General features: G+C 54.7%; 7 protein-coding genes and 3 pseudogenes. 2 read left to right on the top strand and 8 right to left on the bottom strand.

The window, feature by feature from the left end; all coding sequences use genetic code 11:
- Window positions 1–72 precede the first annotated feature (72 nt).
- From ATI02_RS31890 to ATI02_RS31880, 3 genes are read right to left on the bottom strand one after another with little or no spacing between them, the layout of a single operon-like run.
- Complete coding sequence (locus ATI02_RS31890) at window positions 73–2,214, bottom strand: type I secretion system permease/ATPase (protein ID WP_100846121.1); 2,142 nt, start codon at window positions 2,212–2,214, stop codon at window positions 73–75.
- Window positions 2,215–2,216: 2 nt separating this feature from the next.
- A complete protein-coding gene (locus ATI02_RS31885; RefSeq protein ID WP_100846122.1) occupies window positions 2,217–3,605 on the bottom strand; it encodes an HlyD family type I secretion periplasmic adaptor subunit in 1,389 nt (462 codons plus the stop codon).
- Window positions 3,602–5,725 carry a peptidase domain-containing ABC transporter gene (locus tag ATI02_RS31880; RefSeq protein WP_100848449.1) on the bottom strand — a complete coding sequence of 708 codons (2,124 nt, stop codon included), beginning with the start codon at window positions 5,723–5,725 and terminating at the stop codon, window positions 3,602–3,604. The genes ATI02_RS31885 and ATI02_RS31880 overlap by 4 nt, the downstream gene beginning before the upstream one ends.
- Before the next feature lie 415 nt (window positions 5,726–6,140).
- Here ATI02_RS31880 and ATI02_RS31875 point away from each other — a divergent pair, with 415 nt between their 5' ends.
- Window positions 6,141–6,308: a helix-turn-helix domain-containing protein gene (locus ATI02_RS31875; RefSeq protein WP_238156248.1), complete on the top strand. Its 168-nt coding sequence runs from the start codon at window positions 6,141–6,143 to the stop codon at window positions 6,306–6,308.
- A 43-nt stretch (window positions 6,309–6,351) separates the two neighbouring features.
- Here the strand turns inward: ATI02_RS31875 and ATI02_RS31870 are convergent, their stop codons facing one another.
- The 4 genes and pseudogenes from ATI02_RS31870 to ATI02_RS33170 all read right to left on the bottom strand — a co-directional run bounded on the left by ATI02_RS31870 (window position 6,352) and on the right by ATI02_RS33170 (window position 21,618).
- Window positions 6,352–18,789, bottom strand: coding sequence for a C80 family cysteine peptidase (locus ATI02_RS31870; RefSeq protein ID WP_100848402.1), 12,438 nt, complete (start codon window positions 18,787–18,789; stop codon window positions 6,352–6,354).
- 32 nt (window positions 18,790–18,821) lie between these two features.
- Entirely contained in the window at window positions 18,822–18,986 is a 165-nt protein-coding gene (locus ATI02_RS33020; protein ID WP_238156247.1) for an HlyD family efflux transporter periplasmic adaptor subunit, read from the bottom strand.
- On the bottom strand, window positions 18,987–19,886 hold the full coding sequence (locus ATI02_RS31865) for an HlyD family secretion protein (RefSeq protein WP_238156246.1): 900 nt from the start codon (window positions 19,884–19,886) through the stop codon (window positions 18,987–18,989).
- Window positions 19,883–21,618: pseudogene (locus ATI02_RS33170) on the bottom strand (ATP-binding cassette domain-containing protein). The gene ATI02_RS31865 and the pseudogene ATI02_RS33170 overlap by 4 nt, the downstream one beginning before the upstream one ends.
- A 578-nt stretch (window positions 21,619–22,196) precedes the next feature.
- Here ATI02_RS33170 and ATI02_RS31855 point away from each other — a divergent pair.
- A pseudogene (locus ATI02_RS31855) lies at window positions 22,197–22,568 on the top strand (LysR substrate-binding domain-containing protein); the annotation flags it as partial.
- 90 nt (window positions 22,569–22,658) lie between these two features.
- On the opposite strand, the pseudogene ATI02_RS31850 reads toward ATI02_RS31855, so the two are convergent.
- Window positions 22,659–22,973: pseudogene (locus tag ATI02_RS31850) on the bottom strand (IS21 family transposase); the annotation flags it as partial.
- Window positions 22,974–22,993: the final 20 nt, after the last annotated feature.

Raw genomic sequence — 22,993 nt, 5'->3', positions numbered from 1 at the left:
CCCGTTACCTTCTCTTCGTCCGAATAAAAATAAATGGCGCGTTCAACCGCCCTTGCGCCGACAGTCTTTTCGTCAATCCTTCATCTGCAATGCCCACTGCCGGGCATACACCCCGTCCAGGACGAGCAACTGTTCATGACTGCCCTGCTCCACCACCTGGCCTTTGTCGATCACCAGAATTCGCGAGGCGTGGCGCAAGGTATTGAGGCGATGGGCAACGCTGATCACCGTGCGGCCCTGGGCGATGCGGTGCAGGTTGGCCATGACCGCGGCTTCGGACTCGTAGTCCAAAGCGCTGGTGGCTTCGTCGAGCAACAGAATGGCCGGCTGGGTCAGCAGGGCTCGGGCCAGAGCGATGCGCTGGCGCTGACCACCGGAAAGCTGGCCGCCGCGCTCGCCGACCTGGGTGTCGTAGCCCTGGCCCAGGGCCTGGATAAACTCATCAGCACCGGCCAGAGCCGCCGCTTCGTATACCTCGGCATCCGTGGCTTGTGGCCGACAGAGCCGGATGTTTTCGGCGATGCTGCCGGCGAACAGCACGCTTTCCTGCAGCACCACGCTCATGTTGCGACGTAGCGCCACAGGGTCGGCGATGGCCAGGTCGATGCCATCCACCAGCACGCGGCCGTGCTGTGGCACATAGAGGCGTTGCAACAAACGGGTCAGGGTCGATTTGCCGGAACCCGAGGGGCCGGTGATGCCGACAAATTCCCCGGGCTGGATGTCCAGGTTGAGATTGCGCAGAATTTCCTGGCCGTCCTCGTCATAGCGAAAGCGCACGCCTTGAAAGCTCATGCTGCCCGCCAATGCCGGTACCGAGGCCAGACCACCGCTGCCGCTTTCGCACTCGGTTTCAAGGATGTCGCCCAAGCGCCGCAGCGAAATCAGGGTGTGCTGGAAGTCCTGCCAGACCTGGGCCAGACGAAGGATCGGTTCCACCACATGACCGGCGAGCATATTGAACGCCACCAGTTGGCCCGGGGTTATCTGCCCGTCCATCACCAGGGTCACGCCCCACCACAGCAAGATTGCCGAAGTGAGTTTCTGGATCAGGCCAATGCCCTGCCCCGCCCAGATACCGACCAGACGGGTCGAAAACGCAGCCCGCACATAGGCGGCCAACTGGCGTTGCCACTGATGTTGGAACAGCCCTTCGGTGGCGCCGGTCTTGATGGTCTCGATGCCCGTCACGGCCTCGGTCAGAAAAGCCGTGTTATCCGCACCCAGCTCGTATTCGCGCAGCGCCCGACTGCGCAGCAGCGGCCCCACGCACAACCAGAACAGTAAATACAACGCCAGGGAGCCGATGACCACCCAGGTCAGCGTCGGCGCGTAGCTGTACATCACGCCGATAAACAACCCGCAGAACGCCAGGTCCAGTACCAGAGTCAGCGCCGAGCCGGTGAGGAACTGACGAATCTGCTGCATCTCACCGACGCGAGCGATGATCTCGCCCGTCTGGCGTTGCTGAAAATAGCCAAGCGGCAACTGCACCAAGTGCTGATACAGGCGTGAGGACAGTTCGGCATTGACCTTGCTGGCCAGATTGGAAAACAACCACGAACGTATGAAGCCATAGAGCGGCTCGAATATCGCCAACGCCAGCAGGGCAATACCCAGCACCTGCAAACTGGACAGACCGCGACTGACCAGGACGCGGTCGATGATGTTCTCGAACAGCATCGGCGTGACCAGCGCGACCAATTGCAACATCAACGAGACAAGCAACACGCTGCGAAACTGACGCAGGTGCTTGATGATCGATGGCAGGAACCAGGCAATGCCGAATGCCGGAGGCTTCAGGCCCGTGTGGCGCTCGGCCAAAAGCAGAGTCTGGCCGTGCCAGAGAGACGTCAGCATTTTGCGCGGTAGCGTCTGGCAACGATCTTCCAGTGGCCAGTAAATATCGACCTGGTCCGCTTCGACGCTGTTGAGCACTGCCCAGCCGTGAACAGTTTCCAGCAGCGCCGGTAGCGGTAGATGTTCCAGACGCTGGACCGCGCTGTGCACGGTACGCGCCCGCAGGCCGACCCAACCGGCGCAGCGGCACAGATCAAGGCGATCGGCCGTACCTTCAACACGTCCCAAGCGATGACTCAACTGCGCCACGCTGATATTCAGATCAAAGTGCCGCGCGGCCCAGGACAGGGCCTGCAAGCCGGTATCGAGAAATAGCGGAGCCTGGTCGGGCGTCACTATAAAGGCATCAGTCATGCTCAACGCTCCCGCAACGCTTCGGATTGATACTGCTGGATGGGGCTGAGCAAGTAGTCGATCACCCGGCGGTCACCGGTGCGGATCTCTGCGGTGACACTCATGCCCGCCTGCAACGCCAGCCATTCCTGACCTACGGCGATGGCGGCACGGTCCAGGCGGATGCGTGCAGGAAACACCAGGCCCAGCTGTTCGTCCTTGATTGCGTCACCAGAGACGTGGCTGACAGTGCCGCGCAAAGTGCCGTAGCGGGTATAGGGAAACGTATCAATCTTGACCTCCACCGGTTGCCCGGCGCGGACAAAACCGACGTCCTTGTTCAGCACCATGACCTCGGCATCCAGCTCGGCACCTTCGGGCACGATCACCAGCAGTTGCTGGGCCGGTTGCACCGCGCCACCGAGGGTGTGCACCGCCAGTTGCTGGACCACTCCGTCGACCGGCGCGAGCAAGGTTTGCAGGCGTTGCCGGTCACGGCCACGAATCAGTTGCTGCTCAAGTACGGCGATGTCCTGATGGGTACTGTTGAGCAGATCGTGCTGCTCGCGCTGGGTCCTGGCGAGGAAGCTGTCGCGTTGTTCGACACGGTTCTGTGCCTCAGCCTTGAGCACCTGGAGTTCGGCGTTTTGCTGGGCCAGCGAGCGCTCGACTTCCAACTGCTCTTTTTCCTGCTCAAGCAATTCGACCTGCGGCATCAGTTGCTCGGCCGCCATCGCCCGCCGGGCGTTCAAGCGTTGGCGAATATTGCTCGCGAGTTTCCCCAGGGCGACAATTTCCACACTGCGTGCGCGCTGATTGGCGTGATTGATACTGATCTCGGCGCGCAGGCTGTCGAGGTTGGCGCTGATCTCGCGCCAAGTGCTCGCCAGCTGCGCTCTAGCCGTCGCCACCTGCTCTGGATTCAAGCCAGCGGGCGGCTGATAACTGTCCAGCGGGTCGTTATTCAATAACGCCTGAGCCCGCGCCCTCTCCAGCAGCTTGAACGCCAACTGGGCCTGCAACTCGCCCAACTCGGCATCGACGCCAATCGGGTTCAGCGCCACCAAAGGCTCGCCGGCTTTGACACGTTGCCCGTCACGCACATGGATCGCGCTGACCTCGCCGGCCTCGTGGGCCTGAATCACCTTGGTATAACTGGAGACCATCAGCCGGCCGGTGCTGCTGGCGTGGATATCGAGAAACCCGAAAATCGCCCAGCCCAATGCCAGCAGGACCGACGCAATCAGCAACAAGGCTGTGGCCCGCGCCCACGGGGCCGGCGGCCGCTCGACGATCTCCAGATAGCCGGGCTGAAACTCATATTCGTCTCTGCTGCGCTTGAGCGCGGCAGGGGCTGCGCGTAATGCTCGCCACGCTTGTCGCAGGGCTGTGAGTGTCGAGCCGGCCATCATGCATCCTCCTTGAGCAGCGCCTGTTGCAAAGCCCAAAGCCGTGCATAACAACCACCGTTGGCGAGTAGTTCGACGTGGCTGCCGGACTCGCTGATTTGCCCCTGTTCCAGCGCGATGATGCGTTGGCAGTGACGCACCGCCGACAGCCTGTGCGCGATGATGATCACCGTGCGGCCCTCGGCGATCCGCGCCATGTTGTCCTGGATCAGGGCTTGAGATTCATCGTCGAGGGCGCTGGTGGCCTCATCGAAAATCAGTAGTCGCGGATCGCCCATCAACGCTCGGGCAATAGCCATGCGCTGACGCTGGCCGCCGGACAGCGAACTGCCCGCCTCGGCCAGCACCGTGTCGTAACCCAGGGGTAATTGCAGGATGAATTCGTGGGCGCCGGCCAGGCGCGCAGCCTCGATGACGTCTTCCAGGCTGGCGGTCGGATGGCGCAGAGCGATGTTTTGCCGCACGCTGCGGTTGAACAGGTAGTTTTCCTGCAACACCACGCCGATCTGGCTGCGTAGCCAACCCGGCTCCAGCTCTTGCAGCGGCTGACCATCGATCAAGATGCGCCCAGCGTCGGGCACATAGAGTTTCTGCAACAAGCGCGTGAGCGTGCTTTTCCCCGAGCCGGAAGGCCCGACGATGCCGAGGGTCTGCCCGGGAGCGATGTGCAGATCCAGATTCTGCAGCACCAGATCGAGGTCGGGGCGATAGCGGAAGGCCAATTGCTCGATACGCACTTCACCACGCAGCGCCTCGACCGGGCGTTGCTGGCCGTCGCTTTGCTCCACCGGCAGGTTGAGCATGTCCCCCAACTTGTCTACCGACACCCGCACCTGGACGAACTGCTGCCAGACATCAATCAGCTTGGCCAGCGGTTGGCTGACGTGGGACAGCATCATGTTGAAGGCGATCAACTGGCCCAGCGTCAGCTCCAGGCCGATCACTTTGTGTGCCCCCCAACAGATCACGGCAACGGCCGTAAGCTTCTGCAACAGCGTCACGCTCTGACTGATCGCGCTGCCCAGCGATTGGCTGGCAAACCCGGCCTCGACCATCTCGGCGGTCTGCGCCTCCCAGCGCCGTTGCATCCGGGGTTCGACCGCGAGGCTCTTGATCGTTTCGCTACTGCTGACGGTTTCATTGAGAAAGGCGGTGTTGCGCGCCGCGCTCTGGAATTGCCGTTCAATACGTTTTTCCAGCGGCCCGGTGCTGGCCCAGGCCAACAGGAAATACAGCGGCAATGTCGCCAAAACCAAAAGCGTCAGCGGCCAGGAGATCCAAGCCATGACCGCGAAGAAAACCAAGGTGAAAGCTACGTCGACACACAGGGTCAGCAAGGAGCCGGTGAGGAACTCACGGATGCTGTCCAGCTCCTGAACCCGGGTGATAATCGCGCCCACCTGCCGTTGCTTGAAATACAGCAGCGGCAAGCCCAGCAGATGACGGAACAGTTTGACCCCCAGGCCAATGTCGATGCGGTTGGCGGTGTGCGCCGACAAGTATTCGCGCAGCCCCTTGAGCAGGACTTCGAACACGCCCACGACCACCAGCGTCACCACCAGTACATCCAGAGTGGCCAGCGCCCGGTGGACCATAACCTTGTCCATCACCGCCTGAAAAAACAACGGTGTGGCCAGCGCCAGTACTTGCAACAGCAAAGAGCACAGCAACACTTCGCCCAGCACCCGCCGATGGTGCAATAGCTCAGGGACAAACCAGGACAGGTCGAAACGCAGTCCGCCCTGGCGCACGCGGATCACTTGCCCGCTCCACTGCGCTGCCAACTGCTCGCGCTCGATCACCTGCGGGGTGTCGGCCGAGGGTGACTGGATCAAGGCCTGGGTCTCGGAGAGTCGGGCCAACACCGCAAACTCACCGGCCTCGTTTCGCCAGGCCAGTGGCAGCATTTTGGGGGACAACTTGCGCAAGGACAGGCGCTCAAGACGCAGGTCAATGTCATTGGCGGTACCGTAGGCTCTAACGGCGGTGCGCAGGTCAGTCTGAAACCGTCCGGCCTCGACATCCGCCTCATTGCGCTGACTCAGCTGCAACAACAGTCGGCAACAGCCGAGTGCCGAGTCCGTCTTGATCGCTTCGGCCTGGCCGGCGACAGGGCGCTCCATGACAGGAGTTTCGGTCACAAAGATCTGCGTCATCGCAGGGCGCTCGATGGCGCGCGGTACGGTGAGGTGTGACGAGCGCTTCGCATAAAACTCGCTTTCCTTGATGGGGCTGGCATAACCCGATCATGCGGCAGCGAATGCAAAATGATAACCAGCGGCCCAGTTAATAACTGTTAAGGAAAAATTGATAACGAGCCTCTGCCAGGTGCATTGCGCGCTCCCTGTCGTTCCTCTTGCCACGGCTGGCTATTCACACACTGACGGGGACTGAGCAATGTCTCCGTTATCGCCCGGGGTGTGGCCATCCGTTGCCGGAGAACACGTTTGCCAGCCAGACAATGGCGGAACGCTATCGCTGATTCGGATGGCGAAGAATCCAGCGAAAAGCGCAATTGCATTCAGGGAAATCCGAATAATGCTCTTCGAAAATCTGGCGCTGTTTTTGTTGATTGTCGAGAAAGGTGGCCTGTCCGCCGCAGGCCGTGAGGTAGGGCTTTCGCCGACGTCAGTCTCGGAGCGACTCGGGGTTTTACGGGGCGACGTTGCTCACCCGCACCACCCGGTCGATCAGCTTGACGGATGAACAGAAGGGGCATTGCGCCCCTTCCGTTGGTTCCCGTGCTACATCAGGTCACACGTCGAGCTGCAGTTGGCTTGTCCATGTGCCATGAGGCCCCAAGAAGCGCTGATTGTGTCGAGAGGAAACCTTCCGGCATCGCTGAGTTAGCACCGATTGCAGGGGGGCTAAACGCAGCCATGGCCTGCACGAGCCTGTCGACAGAGCTGGCCTTGAGACGCCCACCGATTACGTCAATGCTAGCGACCTTGAAACGACCACCGGTCACGTCGGTGCCAGCTGAATCGTCATACCAACCTTTGAGCTCCACAGTATCCCCCGTCTTGTACCGGGTGATCAGCAAACTCTTCTGGTCTGCCGTCTTGGATAGCCAAAGATCTTCATAATGAGCATCGGTAAAACTCACAGTATCGACATCACCGCTCACGCCAGTATTGTCGATTATGTCCTGACCGCTCCCGCTCGCGAAGTCATAAACGTCGTTACCTGCTTCTCCTTTCAGGAGATCGTTACCTTCCCCCCCTGTAAGGGTATCGTTATGCAGCCCTCCCAGGAGCGTGTCGTTGCCCTTACCACCATCAAGAACATCATCGCCCTCTTTTCCATAAAGGACGTTATCACCATCATTACCGCCAATATGATTACCACGCCAATTACCAGTGCCTACAGAAGCACTACCAAGGAGCGTCAAGTTCTCAAGGTTATCAACAAGCGTGTAGTCGATAAAGGACTCAACAGTGTCATCGCCGGCATACTGCTCCTCGACAACAGAATCATGCGAGTTATCCACCACATAGGTATCATTACCGGCACCGCCGATCAAGGTATCACCACCACGACCGCCATCAAGTCTATCGTCGCCATTCAGGCCGTAGAGCGTGTTGTCCAAGTCATTACCTTGGAGCTTGTTGTCGCGCCAACTACCGGTGCCGGTGCGCCCCCCCTTAACTAGGGTTAGGTTCTCCAGGCGCGGTTGGTTATCAAGGCTATAGTCAATGCTAGAGATAACTGTGTCCTGATCTCCTTTATCACTAACGTTAACATCATCGTCGTAAACTGCATCGGCCGAGTCATCAACATAGAAAGTGTCAGAGCCTTTGCCGCCAAAGAGCCTGTCAAAATCGCTACCGCCATCGAGAACATCATCACCGTCGCCGCCATAAATGTCATCCATACCCCCGCCACCGTATATGTGGTCATTGCCCTTTCCTCCCTTAAGATTGTCCCCGCGGGTCGAACCAGACAGGGTATCGTCACCATCCCCACCGTCTAGGGTTGCACCACTAGAAGCATTGGCTTCGATGTAGTTGGCCAGAGCATTACCTACCCCATTTACAGCTCCCGTCGAGGTCATGGTCAACATTTCGACGTTGGCATCCAGGGTGTATGAGGAGAGACTTGTGCGCACCTCATCGTAACCGCCATCAATGCCTTCGATAATCTGCCCCTGCGCTTTACTGATCAAGTAGGTATCATTCCCTGCATAGCCGCGCAGATTATAGGCGGAGCCCTCCATATTAAAATCGCTGTCACTAAGGGTATTATCTCGAGAGTCACCGAAACGGCCCGGGGCAGCCCCCGAACGGAAGTATCCTCGATCAAAATTAAGTGCAGTGATGGATTGCATTTCCGTCAACTGGTATTTACTTTGCAGAATGGCAAAATCGATTGAATTCGTAGTCTGGAAGTAGCCTTCAAACTCGGGCGTAATGCGAGGCTGACTAACGCCCCTTATATCTACCTTCGTACGCAATGTCGCTGGTAAATCCCGATAACTGGCCATCAATACCCGAGAAGTTCCATCTGGAGTCCTACCTATCAAGTCCCCGGACACTTCATCTACCTCTACAGAATTGACGATGGCGTTACCCACATGTAGGGCGATTATCGGTATGTAGGCCTTCCAGTCTCCATTCTTGAGTAACTCTAGTTTTATACCAGCCCGGGTCGCTGCTTGGAACTGGCGCAATTGCTCTAGGCTCAGTCTAGTTTGCGTCCACTCACCGCCCGCGCCTTTGTGCCTAAGGATCACGGGGACCACATCGGATGCCTCACTATATCCAGGGCGATCTGAGCCTTTGACAAAGTAGAAGTCGTTGATACGTGCCGCATCAAAATTATCCACCCCTGCCACAATCAAATCGCTTCCTTGACGCGTGAAGCTCACAAACCCGCTAGTCAAAGTCACCGTATGCCCCTGAACGAAGAGACTCACCGCCCCCAGATCTGTTGCGTTTGGCTGACCGGCAACACGCACACTCAAGTTTGCATCAGGCGTTGACTCCTTGCCTGCCAAAGCATCATCGAACAAGATCCGACGCCCCATGACATCCTCAGCGATATATTGATTGCCTTGGAAGTAAGTACGCCCGCTGGTAGCAGTAGACTCCAGAGTCACATCACGCTTGACGGTATTAACATCCTTAAGCACCACAATATCACTGGCTCCCATGGTGTCCATCGCGCCCGACAAATCCAGCGGACGGCCACTACTCGAGATAACCACAGTGCCTGGCTTCGCATCATTTAGATCGTGCAACAACCTGGTCAGTTTAGCGTCGCCCGAAAGCTTGTACGGATCAGTTTCTACACCGTCAAGGACAATACTGAGAACCCCCTTGCCATAGCGGTACCAGAGGCCCTCTGTCGTAGTGGCTTCGAACCCGTTCTCGAAAATTGAAAGGTATTCATAACCACCGGGGGATGGGCGTGTAAGCTGACGAATCCACAGCTCAGCAAGGCCCTTGTTGAAAGCGACAGGAGAACGCGCAAGATCAGCGACAACGCTTGGCGCAGACCTCAGCGTCAAGTCATCGTTGAGCGTGATCGTGTCCCCCAGATAAGTCCACTTCGTGCTGCTCGTTGCCGTGGTTGGCAGGTCCTGAAAATATGGATCCGGCTCAGTCGACAGGAAGTAACCCATTCCCATAGCCATCGGAGCTCGGTAAACCTGCCCGACTTTCGCCTTAAAAAATTCCATTCCGGCAAGTTCGAAAATTCTAGCCGGACTCAAGCGTCCTGCTGTACCCAGGTACTCCAACGTATCACTGATCGTACCAGGATTATTGAGAGCGGCGTAATACCCATCAATTTTTACTCGATAATAGCTAGCATTCGTACTCAGCCCGGACCTAACTAAGCTACCCGCAGCGAAATGCCTTCCAACTTGCAACCCGCCATAACTATTAGAGGTCAAAATCGGTATCTGCGAAAGATCAGGGAAAGAGATCGCCTGGATACTATTGGCTTTCAACGACGCAATTGCCGTATAGAGCTTAGTATTGATATTGACATCATTATCAAGAACAAACGATGTCCCTGAGGTCTTGAGAGACTCCCAAAGACGCCCCAAAAGAGCCAAGCGAGCAGCATCCTCCATGCCAGGTTTGATCTCAATACTATTTACACCGTTGAAACGCTGTGCATACCACTCATCTGCTGCTTCTCCTGCACTACTCAGCTGATCTTTCCACAGATTCAAAGTAGCACTCGTTACGTTGTACGAGTCGTCGCCGTATGTATTTGAAGCTGCGGCCACCCCTAAAGTCGTTGCTAACGGCCCAACCTTTGGAACAGTTGCAGGATTATCAGCGCTAAACCGACGACCAAAAATGTCGGGGGGGCCAGTACGAATTACGGTCAAACCGATATTCTCCAAGGCATCAACCAAGGTCTTTGGAACACTAACAAATTGCCTGAACTCACTTGGAATCAAGCCGGACAATTGTTGTGCAAGCCGAGTCTTCGTATCTCGATAAACAGGCTGGCGTACTTGGTTGCTATCCAATTGACGATCAATATCTTGAATGAACAGTCGCAAACTTTCGAACGTCACATCGTAACGACCACCGTTGCCATCATTATCAGTCCCCCTGTTCGAGGAGTCGTCGTTAATTCGAATATTAACGCCGACAGCTTTCAGTCTGTTCGCGAATGCTAGGCTCTCGGCAGGTGTTTCAGCCAAGCTGATCCACGACCAACCATGCTGATCATAAGAGGACTTTTGCGCATAGAGTTTACTCAGTTGCTCACGTACACTTGTTCTCTCTCTTACCTCGGCCTCATTGAAGTAACCGCCGGCGACACCATCATTAAGCAGTTTTACATCAATCTGCCTTAGCAGAGAATGCAGCGTATCCACGGTAATGTCGTAGCGACCGCCATTGCCGTTGGCATTAGTGCCCCCTTGATAACTGTCCGAATCAACGCCAAGATCCAATCCCGCATTACGCAGCCTCGTTGCCATAAGTCTGGACTGTGCATAATCAGCCCCCAAGACGAACCAATTGTTCCAGGCTGTATCTGCATAGAGAAGCGTTAACGTTTTGTAAATACTCATCAACTCGCTGCGTTCCACTTTGGACAGGGGCACAACTTCGTTGTATTTCCACTGTTCGCCACGCGTGTCGGCGTACTTAAGTAGCAGTGATTGTTGAAAATCTTGCAACTGTTGAGCGTATGTTCTGAGGACAGAATCTCTATCAACAATACCCGCCACATAAAGTCTATGGGAGAGCGTTGCATCGAGACTAAACGTATCACTCCCTGCCCTATCGAGCACCCCCTGCAACTCTTCCCACAGCTTGAGATATGCAACTCCCCCAGACTTTTCCCTTTTGGCCGAAGTCTTCGGCTCGTAAGTAATCTGACTAACGTCGTTAGCGCCTAACCCACTCGGACCCGCCAGGTTCAAACCGTAGCTAAGATCCTCTAGCACAAACCGGGTTATCGTCTGCGATGTCCAGTTTGAGTTACGCGCCATCCAACGTTCCAGAGCCTCACGCCCGGTGTCGGTTAACTCAATCGGGCCACGTTCGAAGCGCCCCGTCTCAGCGGAATAAATAAAACTTACCGGTTTGAGATAGGTGACTGTACCGTCATAGTTTACAATCGGGTTGCCGTATGCATCGATCGTTACTGCAGAGCCCTTGATATCGAAAGGCCTCCAGGTGGCGCCCTGGCCGCCCCGGTAAATGAGTAACTTGCCCTCATTCATCAGTACCGCTGTATCTTTCTTGGTATCGTAGAAGCCCGAAACAGCGGCCCCCTCATAGGTAGCCGAAATCAGGACACGATCGCCATTCCTCTCTGGTGCCGCCAGCTCAAGAATATCCGAAGTCTTGCCTGCGGTAGGTCGCAATTGATTTAAAGCTTTCTCCAGAGCCTGTTTCGGGTCGGTACTCGATGACCAACTTCCAAGCTCCACACTCAGCATCGCCTTGCCGTTATTTACATCCAGAGTTACCCGTACCTTGGGTACTTTGTCGTCTACCAAGGTCACCGGCCCGCCAGCGTGCGATGCAAAAGTGATGACCTGCCCGTTAAATACGAACGAACCTGCCGAACCGAATCTCAGATGCTTGCCTCCTGCGGCCAACCCATCTGAAAGGTGGAACGTCCAACTCTCCCTTGCCGAGGGCGACTCGATCGTGACCGGGTTGCGGACAGTGTTGTCTTGCGGCAGAACCAACACCGTATTTCCCCCCCCACCCACCAAGAGATAGTTGACCATCGACTGATCGTGGTATGAGAAATTGGTGCCTCTATGACCGTTAGAGCCTGATGTGGAGAGATTTTCTTTCTCGAAATCTGTGAGGCCAGGGAGCACCAAGACGCGATTCTGTATATCCAGATCCACTTCGAACGTGGTGGCGTAAGAGGTGTACTTCCAGTTTGTTGCTGAGTGGTCATTAGTTGCTAGAACCACTTTTGCGTCAGAGTTTTTCTGGATCTTATCGATCAATTCATCCGAGTTAAAAGTTGTACGACTGTAGTCGAAGTAATCTCCATCCACCTCGGGTGCTGTCATTAAAATCAGTACTTTGGACGGATCCTGGAACGCCTGAGCCAATGAAATCTCAGCCCGCCCCTGGTGCCCCGTCACACTCCAGAAATCCAGGTTGTCCTCGCGTGAACGCCCGATTCTTCCCTGCTTATCATAGGCGCCGATTGGGTTACCCACCCATAAAACATCGACATCACTGACCCGCTCCGTCCACCAGTGGTCAGCACTGGCAGACAGGGAAGAGCCAATTGTCGCATTGGAGAACCCTACTTTATTGGTCCGGAAGTCAATACGATTGACCAACGCCCCTGCGTTAACCATCAAGGCCTTGCTGCCCTGATAGTCGATTGACGATAACGGATTGGCGTAGCCGTTGTTAATTTCCTTCATAAACGCGAAGCCCTGTGCGGCTTTGGCGTTGTTTTCCATAAAGGCTTGCACCAAAGCAGTGATGCCAATACCCAGCCCCGCCAAAGGCACCGCTATCCCTCCCGTAACAGAAGCCACTGTCGAAGCCCCCAGGAGCCCGGCAACAAAGGAAGCTCCAGACAGTATCAGTGATGCTCCGTTAAAGCCCAGCTGAACCCCAGCGGTCGTTATCGACCCTTGATCGCCGGAGTTCACCGCGTCCGCCAAAGTTTTTGCATCCAGCCCGAAAGAGGCAATGTTGGTGGCGACCCCCAGTAACTGAGTCCCCGTCTTGAACAAGCCACCCAGTTTTGACAGCGCCCCTCCCCCTGTCTGGGCCGCTGTCTTCAAACTCACCAACGCCTCTACTACATCGGTGACAAGCTCAAAACTACCCTGGGCGATGCCCAGGTATGCCTGGGCCTTGATATATTCCGGGGCATCACCAAACCCCTTGGATAGATTCAGGAGCGCTTGCGCCAACATTCCCGCGTTAAGCAAATCTGGTCCATTGATATCAAGGTCAGGACCTTGCAGGTCCATCATCGGCTGCATCCGCTTCATGACGTCTTCAAGCGCATTAAAATTCCTGCGCAGCGCCTTCACCATTTCGAGATCATTAACTGGGATGATTACCGATGCTTTTTTGTGGTTCTCAAGATCCGCATAGACCAACGACAGCCGCCCCTCCTCGCTGCCTGTCCCCAACTTGTATCCCACAAAAACCTTGCCGTCGTTGTCTGCCGTCTGGGTCAGCTTCTGCAGATTTCGTTGTAGCTCAGCAACCTGCAGCGCAACCTGACGATTAGAAGCAAACCCTGCCGCCCCCTGCAAAGTCGACCCATTTGGCGCAACGTCAAAGCCTGCATCTTGAGATTTAAGCGGTGGGTTCTGCTTACGAGCATCGAGTATCCGTTGAACCAGCGTCGTGGGATCTACACTGTTCTGTTGGCTGCTGTTAATTGTGTTGGGTAATTGTGCAAAGCTATCTTGCAACTGAACGATTGTCAGAGGGTTATTCAAGGCCCGACGTAGTGCGGCCCGATCAAGACCGCCATCCCCCCCAAGGAACAATTGACTCAGAGCATACTCCTGGGATACCCCCAACTGTTCAGGTAAAATTCGCCGCTGCTGCAGATCGTCAAGCAGTGCACCCACATCTACACCGTCTCGCCCCAACAGGGCCCGCTCGGGCAGATGCTCGTAGCTGTCGACCACCCCCCTATCTTGAGTCCACCTCAACACCACTTTATCACTAGGTTCCTGGCGCCATACGCCAGCCGGACTCATGGTGTATTTACGTCCGTCGTCGGATACGGTGAGGTCAGCTTTTCGTGCAGAAATCTCAGTTCCTGGGGATTTCAGAATAGCTGTCAACTGCCTGGCGAAGCCGTTCATCTGCGCGGAGGGTTCAAGACTACAACCCACCAGACTGATACGGTCCGGCGGCGAAGCAATACCGTATTGCTTGTAAAGTGTCTGCTGGAAGTCATGAAGCTGCTGCCCCCATGCTGAGGCATCTCGCCCACCGAAAGTTAACGTGTGATTTTTATCATCGCCATGACCCACTATCTGCCAACGTACCTTATCAGTTGCAGACAGCGTCTTGAACAACGCTGGATCACCGTACACCACTCGCATTTCGCCACTGGCATCGAGCTGTACCACAAGGCTCTTATCCACGTGTTTACCTGCCAGATTGGCAGCGGCTTTACGTACCGTAAGATCATCCTCAGTTTGGATGATAATTTGTGCAGCGTATTGACTGTCACTCCCCTCGGGGTTTCCTTGAAACAAAGGCTTTTCCCAAGTGTCGACGTTCTGGATACTCAATGTATAAACAGGACTATCTACCATAGTTTGAACGCGACGTACCGTTGCAATTCCCCCCTCATCAGTGCGCCACGTACCATCAGGTTGCTGGTCTGCCACAAACTTAAATGGACTGTCGGAGCTCTTGGCGGCCCATATCCGTGGCATTGCATACGAATGAATCAGACCCAAACGCGCCGGAATATTATCGGGGGTAAAGTTCGCTAGAATCAGTCGTTGTAAAGTCGCCAATTCCCGTTGCTGAGCCACTTTCGTCTCTAACGTACTGGCAGCAGCAAAAGTGACAATCGTCTGAGCGCCGTTTTGGAATTTAAGGGTAGCAGTACCATAGGACGGAGAAGCTTCGACCTCTACGCCCCACATGCGGCGCAACAATTCAAACGGTAGCAAACTTTTCAACTGCTCCGAGTATTGATCAATGAAGTCACCATTGAAGGGTAACTCAAAGAAAAATTTACTACCCCTATCAGTCGGCATAGGAAATGCGGAAGGTTGAGTATAGGCGTCCCATTTATCCAATAGCGATAGAATGCGTGTATAGGACTCACCCCGGGGTTTACCAAACACAGAAGCGTGTGGAGCCAGCTCTTGGCGAGTCCAGATTTTTCCATTACCTAACCGATCAGTATAAGCTGCGTTTACCCGGGTGGTGGCATCCATGCGATCCATGCCATCCAGCTCCCAGAGTTTCGCGTTAACTTGATCAAGAAGTTCAGTAAACGCTTCATTACGCCCTGAGGATGGATGATCTTTAATGTACGTTTCAACTTCGGCACGCAAATTGAGCAAATGAGAAAATGGCTTATCGTAAACCCAACGCCGATGCATGCCAGCCAAAAGTTCAACGTAAACCGGGTCTGCCAGAAATCGATGATCAGCAATTAGCTGCACGTTCGAGGCTGTTAATAATGAGCCAATATCATCCAGGGACTTACCCCGATAGTTTTCAGCCGGTTCGTGCAAAATTCTGATATTGCCTATGACACCCGCTTTTTGCAGCTCTCGCAACACAGGCAACTCGGAGTTCCAGAAGAAGCTGTTGAACCTCATTCCTCCTTCTGACATCACATAGAGGGTGCCACCGTTATCAGCAGTCAGTGTTGCATAAGCCGAGCTAAGGAACCCAACCATGGAAAGAGCACCTTGGTCCACAGCGGTTCTAATACTCGAGCTTGCCCCAGACCCAAGATCATGAACGGCGTCTGTTAGAGCACTTCTCAATTCGTGAACAAAAGCAACGGCCGGAACATCGGAGCTTTCCGCTATGGGCGGCCTGCCTCCGGCTTTCATTGCTTCGTTCAATACGGATTTGTATACCGAGAAGTCACCAGACCCAAAAGTCAGGGCCCGATCCGAATTTTTATTAGCCGTAAAGGAAAAGCCCAAAGCCTGGAGATAATTCATTAACTCCGCCCGCTTGGCGAAGTTCTGCCGGACCATGCCCTCGACCGCAAGATCTGTTATTTTCCAAACTTCTTTGTCCGTCAACGCTCGTCTTGGGACGTCCTCTCCCTTCTGAGTCATATTCTGCAGGATGGCATCAATTTTGTAATACACGCTATCTTTCAACCGCTCGAGGTTCAGACCGTTAAGGTCACTCTGAGCCATCTGCTCAAGGCCAGGCGTGACCGTCGTTCCGTTTTCACGTTGCCCTCGGGTCATCCGCTCATAAACCTGCGCTACTAAGCGGAGCCGCTCACCCAGCGTGTCGTAAGGAGAGCTGGAATCACCATTGCCCAAAACTCCCAGTACCGGACGGGGTCCGAACTCAGTAAAAATCGGTGGTTGAAAGTGTTTATCCGACGCCACGCCCTGATTCACTAATGGCAGTACCTGCTCCATTACATCAACATAGAGTTTTCCACTTTCCGACGCTTGCGCCCCTTGCGCACGATAATTATCAAAAATATCCAATAGCTTCTGACCAACTCTACCGGCAAGATTTGGTTCATAACGCGCGGCCACATAGACTGCCTCGAAGAACGAGTGATAGCCATTGCGAATCATAAAGGCCGCATTCGCCAACTGAAACTGCCAGTACTGATGAAGACTAAGATTACTACCAAACAACTCTGAAAGAACATTGCTAACAAGCTGTGTAGTACCCGAGATACCACCAACAAAAGGTACATCCAGGTCATTCATGTATCTTGTCGCTTCTTTTTGTCCATCCGGGCGAAATTGATTATAGCTACGATATTTATCATCTTTTATAAGATAAGTTCCATCATGATAGGTTTCCTCGGAAACACCTTCATTGAGGATAAGATACGGATCAGGTTGATCTAGACGATTGTTAATCGTAAGTTTATTTGGATTGCCGTCAGATGCCAACGCGGCATGTGAATTTACCGGTGCAGTTGCTTTTGACATACGCTCGGCAACGGGGCGCAAAGCATGAAAAAGCATCTGTTTACGTAGAGTATTGCCTTCAGTACTTTGCAGCAATAGCCGCGCTGGATCATCTACGGCAAGCGCCTCCGCACCGTTCAAGAAAAACGTCAACAATTTTCTATTGAGCGATTTATCAACTCTTTGCTGATCAAAAACTTCCACGCGCGGGTTACGTGGGTCTTTTCCTGCATTTAATTTTTCTACGCGTAGCGTCTCATCCTCGATAGCCTGAAAATGCCATTGTTCATAAACGTCAGCGAGCAGCCCCTTAGCCTGAGCCAGGTCACTCTGTAGATAGGCACCATCGATGGCTTCATAGAGAGAGCTATTGGTAGCGATTTTTTTTGCATACTCGAATAGCGTGCTATCGATTGCACTATTCCGCCAGATAGAATCAGAAAACGCCTGTTCCCATAGAACCTTATTCAAGGCGTTACCCTTGATATCGCGAACTCCGCTGTGCACAGTATCTGTAGAAATAACACCGCCTGGTGTTATATGATTTCGCTCAAGCAAGCGAATTAATTGCGCTTCGAAGCTCGCGCGCTTACTGCTATCAAGCAAGCCGCTGAGCTCAAATCCGCTATCACGCAGTTTCTCCAGCGTTTCGAAAAAATCGGAATTATATCCGTATAGCTCTTCTGTTTCGGCCCGGCTCAAGTGGCCGCTGGAAACTTTACCGTTTTCATCAACCGTCATGACCCCGAAGGGTGTTGCTGACTCGTAACCAGCACCTTTAGGTTTCTCCAGCAAGTATTGACGCTGGCCAAAACCTAGTGAATCCCTCAACTCTTGGATATTGACAAATTGACCATCGCGGTCTTGATTGTAGTAACTTTGGCGAAAGCCTTCCAAGCCGATAGTCTGAAAGCTATCAATATCCGCACTCTGATTGATAAGGTCAGCTAAAAGACCTGGGAGTGAAACTTCAACAGGTTTCCGACCGCTAAGATCTGTTCCAGTCAGTTGGATGCCGACTTGGTTTGGGAACTTGCGATCAACGTTAGTCAATAAAAGCTTGTTGCCCTTATTCAATAATTGAGCCTTGACCCCTTCACGCAGAGTATGCTCAGAGACCAGGTAATTGGCGAAGTATTCTGCAACGAATTTGGTGCGAACGAGAACCGAACGAATGGGTGTATAAGTAGGTGAACGGAAAGATGCCGGCTCGTTCTTAAGCCGATATTGTTCTTGCCAGGCTAGGGAACGAGCAGGTGTACCAAAAGAAAAATTGAGTACCCCATCGGTAGGAACCACTACCCGGCCATTTTCCAGATAAAAGTCCTTGTAGCGCCCATCGTAGCTAGCATTAACAAGTGCCACATTCATTCGAATATAGCCAGGACGCTCTTCCATCATCAACAACGACACATTGACCGGCAAACTATCTGATGCACTGGGAGCACGACGCAAATCAGTCAGCATCTGATCGATCTTTTCACCAGGGCGTTTTTCTATAACCGCTGATGCAAAATCATTGTAGAGCTTTCTTACCGCCTTGAAAGCCTGAACCTCAGAAAACAGCTTTGCATATTCATCAGTTTTCTTGAGCTCAACTAAGTTGTTGCTCAGCGTATGTTCCTTGTCTGCAATTTTAGCGTCTAGCTGAATCAGATTCTCTGATGTATTAGTTTTTTTTGAAAAAGCTTGCCAACTGTCGTTCGCACTTAGATTTATTACCCTCAAGGCTTCACGCCAGCCACGTTCATAAACGCCCATAGCCGCCTGCTGGCGAGCGTAAATTTTGATATCTTGATCCAATTGCCTCTTGAAGCTATTAGTCGCCGGAGTCCTTGGCATAGTGTCCATTTCATTTCGCCAGAACTTCAGGTTTTGCAAATGACTATCGATGGAAGTAGGGTTTTCCTGCATTTGGTAATATTGCGCAGCCAACACGCTCAGCGTGGTCTGCTGCATTTCCGTTAGCCGGTCACCCACTTCGCTTATATATTTACCAAGCTCACTGCCATCCATGGAGAACCATTCACTCTGCCTCCCCCCCTCATTGACCTTCTTTACGACAAGGCCTTCAAGCAATTTTTTGAAATCATTTGACATATTAGCCATTGCAGTTACCTTTCTTTAGGTTCAACTAAGAATCAACACCTTAAAGATATTGAGTAGATACCATCGGGGACGATCACCAGCAGTTGCTGAGCTGCCTGCACGGCACCACCCAGGGTGTGGACCGCCAGTTGCTGGACCACCCCGTCCACCGGCGCCAGCAGGGTTTGCAGGCGCTGCCGGTCGCGGCCGCGGATCAATTACTGCTCGAGCACGGCGATGTCCTGGCGGGTGCTGTTAAGCAGGTCGTGCTGCTCGCGCTGGGTCCTGGCCAGGAAACTGTCACGCTGTTCGACGCGGTTCTGTGCCTCGGCCTTTAGCACTTGCAATTCAGCGTTTTGCTGGGCCAGGGAACGTTCGACGTCCAGTTGTTCTTTCTCCTGTTCCAGCAGTTCGACCTGCGGCATCAGTTGCTCGGCGGCCATCGCCCGACGGGCGTTCAGGCGTTGGCGGATATTGCCCGCCAGTTTGCCCAAGGCGGCAATCTCCACGTTGCGGGCGCGCTGGTTGGCCTGATTGATGTAGATTTCGGCGCGCAGGCTGTCGAGGTTGGCGCTGATTTCGCGCCAGGTGCTTGCCAGTTGCGCCCTGGCCGTCGCTACCTGTTCCGGGGCTAAGCCCGCGGGCGGCTCATAGTTGCCCAGCGGATCGTTGCTCAACAGCGCTATGGCCCGTGCCCGCTCCAAGCGCTTGAACGCCAACTGGGCCTGCAACTCGCCCAACTCGGCGTCGACGCCAATCGGATTCAGCGCCACCAGCGGCTCGCCGGCCCTGACCCGCTGCCCGTCACGCACATGGATTGCGCTCACTTCGCCGGCTTCGTGGGCCTGAATGGTCTTGGTGTAGCTGGAGACCATCAGCCGGCCATTGCTGCTAGCATGAATATCGAGAAAACCCAGGATCGCCCAGCCAAGCGCCAACACAACCGACAGAATCAGCAGCAATGCAGTGGCCCTTGCCCAGGGGGCTGACGGACGCTCGACGATCTCCAAGTAGCCGGGCTGGAATTCATATTCGTCGCGGTTGCGCTTGAGCGTCACGGGCGCTTGGCGCAAGGCACGCCAAGCTTGCCCCAGGAGTTTGGTATGAACGGCCATCATGCAGTCTCCTTGAGCAGCGCCTGTTGCAAGACCCAAAGCCGCGCATAACAGCCACCATTGGCGAGCAGTTCCTGGTGTTTACCGGACTCGCTGATGCGTCCCTGCTCCAGGGTGATGATCCTTTGGCATTGGCGTACCGCCGAAAGTCTATGGACGATGATGATCACCGTACGACCCGCGGCGATCCGCGCCATGTTGTCCTGAATCAGCGCTTGGGATTCGTCGTCAAGGGCGCTGGTGGCCTCGTCGAAAATCAGTAGTCGCGGGTCGCCCATCAAGGCTCGGGCAATGGCTAGACGCTGGCGTTGGGCGCCGGCCAGGCGAGCGGCGTCGATCACGCTTTCCAGGCCGGCGGTGGGATGGCGCAGGGCGATGTTCTGCCGCACGCTGCGGTTAAACAGATAATTCTCCTGCAACACCACGCCAATCTGGCTGCGCAGCCAACCCGGCTCTAATTGCTGCAACGGTTGGCCATCGATCAGGATGCGCCCTGCATCGGGCACATAGAATTTTTGCAGCAAGCGCGTCAGAGTGCTTTTGCCGGAGCCGGAAGGCCCGACGATGCCCAGGGTCTGCCCGGCGGCGATATGCAGATCCAGGCCCCTGAGCACCCAGTCGAGGTCGGGGCGATAACGGAAGGACAATTGCTCGATGCGCACTTCACCGCGCAACGCCTCGACCGGGCGTTGCTGGCCACGAGCTTGCTCCACCGGCAGGTTGAGCATGTCCCCCAGCTTATCTACCGACACCCGCACTTGGACGAATTGCTGCCACACGTCGATCAACTTGGCCAGAGGCTGACTGACGTGGGACAGCATCATATTGAAGGCGATCAACTGTCCGAGGGTCATCTCCAGGCCGATCACTTTGTGCGCGCCCCAGCAGAGATCACGGCGACGGCGGTGACCTTCTGTAACAGCGTCACGCTCTGGCTGATAGCACTGCCCAGGGACTGGCTGGCAAAACCGGCCTCGACCGATTCGGCGGTCTGCGACTCCCAACGCCTTTGCATCTGCGGTTCCACCGCCAGGTTCTTGATTGTTTCGCTGCTACCGACGGTTTCATTGAGGAAGGCGGTGTGTGCCGACAAGTATTCGCGCAGTCCCTTGAGCAGAACTTCGAACACGCCCACCACCACTAGTGTCACCACCAGCATGTCCAGGGTCGCCAGCGCCCGGTGCGCCATGACCTTGTCCATCACCGCCTGAAACAACAACGGAGTCGCCAGTGCCAGTACTTGCAACAGCAAGGAACACAGCAAAACTTCGCCCAGCACCCGTCGATGGTGCCGCAATTCGGGGATAAACCAGGACAGGTCGAAACGCAGCCTTCCTTCGCGCACACGAATCACTTGACCGCTCCATTGCTCGGCCAGTTGGTCGCGCTCAATCACATCCGGGGTGCCAGCCAATGGAGACTGGATCAAGGCCTGGGTTTCGGAGAGCCGGGCCAGCAGGAAGAAGTCGCCGGCCCGGTTACGCCAAGCCAGGGGTAGCATCTTGGACGTCAACTTGTGCAGAGACAGACGCTCAAGCCGCAAGTCAATGCCGTTGGCAGCACCGTAGGTTCTGACAGCAGAGCTCAGGTCAGCCTGCCCCGTCCGCGCCTGTATATTCGACTCATGGCCCTGACTCAACTGCAACAACAATCGGCAACATCCCAGCGCCGAGTCCATCTCGATCGTTGCGGCTTGGGGGGCGACTGGAAGCTCGATAACGGGAATTTCTGTCATACGAACTTTCGTCGTGGCAGGACGCTCGACAGAGCGCAGTACGGGGAGGTGTGACGAGCCGTTCGCATAAAATGCGATTTCCTTTGATCGGGATGGCATAAACCGATCATGTGGCAGCGAATGCAAAATGATAATTAGCGATACAGTTGAAAGCTGTTAAGAAAAAATGGATGACGACAAAAAGGGTAAGCGCCACGTAGACAGACAAAAGCTCGATTGCGCGCCTTCTACCGCGACAGTGCGCTTGTCATTGAGGGCCTTCGGACTGAGCTTGAACCTTTTGACCGGGTCTTCAGCATCTTGCGGGCGAGTACTTCTTACAATGCCGCACAGTCGATAGCTGCCTGTCATGGACGGCACCTGATCCCAGACTGAGCGTTACTCAATCCCAAACAACTGCGGCTTGACCGAGCAGGATGACTTGATTTGTTGCTTAGGCTGCAAAAGGCGCGTAGGTCGGGAAAAGACATGCGTTTGAACTTTTGACTTTCGCTTCTCGACAGTAACTCTTAGTCTGCAAACAGACTTTTTCGGAGTCGTTCAACGCTTTAGTTTTTCGAAGGGTTTGCACAAGTGTGAATCGCAAAGTGCTGGTGGCTTCAAAAGACTATGTTGCGCGTCATGGCTACCCGCAAACCCCCAATGACCTCAGCCAGCACTCCTGCTTGCTATACCTGCAAAACGGTCGTGTCTACGACAAATGGTGCCTGAGCTCACACACCGTCCAAGTTTCAGGTCCGTTATTCAGTGACGATGACGATGACGACGTGGTGCGGCGCTGGGCATTGGCCGGCGAAGGCATCGCCTACAAGTCATGGCTGGATGTGAGTGCGGATGTGGCGGCAGGACGACTCGTCCTCCTGCTCCCAGACTACCCTGGTGAGTCTTCACCATTAAGCTTGGTATGCCCGCACCGCAAGCAGATATCACCAGCCGTGTCTCAACTCTAAGTAACCAATTCAGCCAGTTTGAACACATCTGAACCGAGCCTGCGGCGCCCTACCCTATGTCGCCACACACCGTCATCACGGATTATCCGGTTTCATGGGGAAGACTTGGAGACGTCGAAACAGACCACCGATCATCAGGCTGTCTTCGCTCCAGTCGAATTGAAAGGCCTCCCCCAGAGCAAGAGTTAGCGGTACAAAAGCGCGTGAAGACTTGTTTTGCTCACCTCGCCGGGTGCGAACAAACGCCGTGAGCTTTTGTAGCCGCCATCATAGCGCTCGGCGTTAATCTGCTCGAAAAGCGCTTGGCACTCCTGCGGTTGTGCGTCGCCCGAAACGAATCAGCTCAAGCGCCTGTTCTAGAGTGTCGTGGAACGGGCTGAGTTTGCTGAACGTTGCACACCGCGGGTGAACTGAACGGGACGCCC

Origin of the sequence: Pseudomonas baetica (assembly GCF_002813455.1) — a bacterium.
Taxonomy (GTDB): domain Bacteria; phylum Pseudomonadota; class Gammaproteobacteria; order Pseudomonadales; family Pseudomonadaceae; genus Aquipseudomonas; species Aquipseudomonas baetica.
Note: the sequence above shows the minus strand (reverse complement) of the source record. Positions and strands in the feature narration are given on the sequence as shown.

What these genes read in the sequence shown, in the direction of transcription:
- ATI02_RS31880 (WP_100848449.1), bottom strand. Translation starts at nt 5,725, where the DNA reads ATGGAGCGCCCTGTCGCCGGCCAGGCCGAAGCGATCAAGACGGACTCG.
- ATI02_RS31865 (WP_238156246.1), bottom strand. Translation starts at nt 19,886, where the DNA reads ATGATGGCCGTTCATACCAAACTCCTGGGGCAAGCTTGGCGTGCCTTG.
- ATI02_RS31870 (WP_100848402.1), bottom strand. Translation starts at nt 18,789, where the DNA reads ATGGCTAATATGTCAAATGATTTCAAAAAATTGCTTGAAGGCCTTGTC.
- ATI02_RS31890 (WP_100846121.1), bottom strand. Translation starts at nt 2,214, where the DNA reads ATGACTGATGCCTTTATAGTGACGCCCGACCAGGCTCCGCTATTTCTC.
- ATI02_RS31875 (WP_238156248.1), top strand. Translation starts at nt 6,141, where the DNA reads ATGCTCTTCGAAAATCTGGCGCTGTTTTTGTTGATTGTCGAGAAAGGT.
- ATI02_RS31885 (WP_100846122.1), bottom strand. Translation starts at nt 3,605, where the DNA reads ATGATGGCCGGCTCGACACTCACAGCCCTGCGACAAGCGTGGCGAGCA.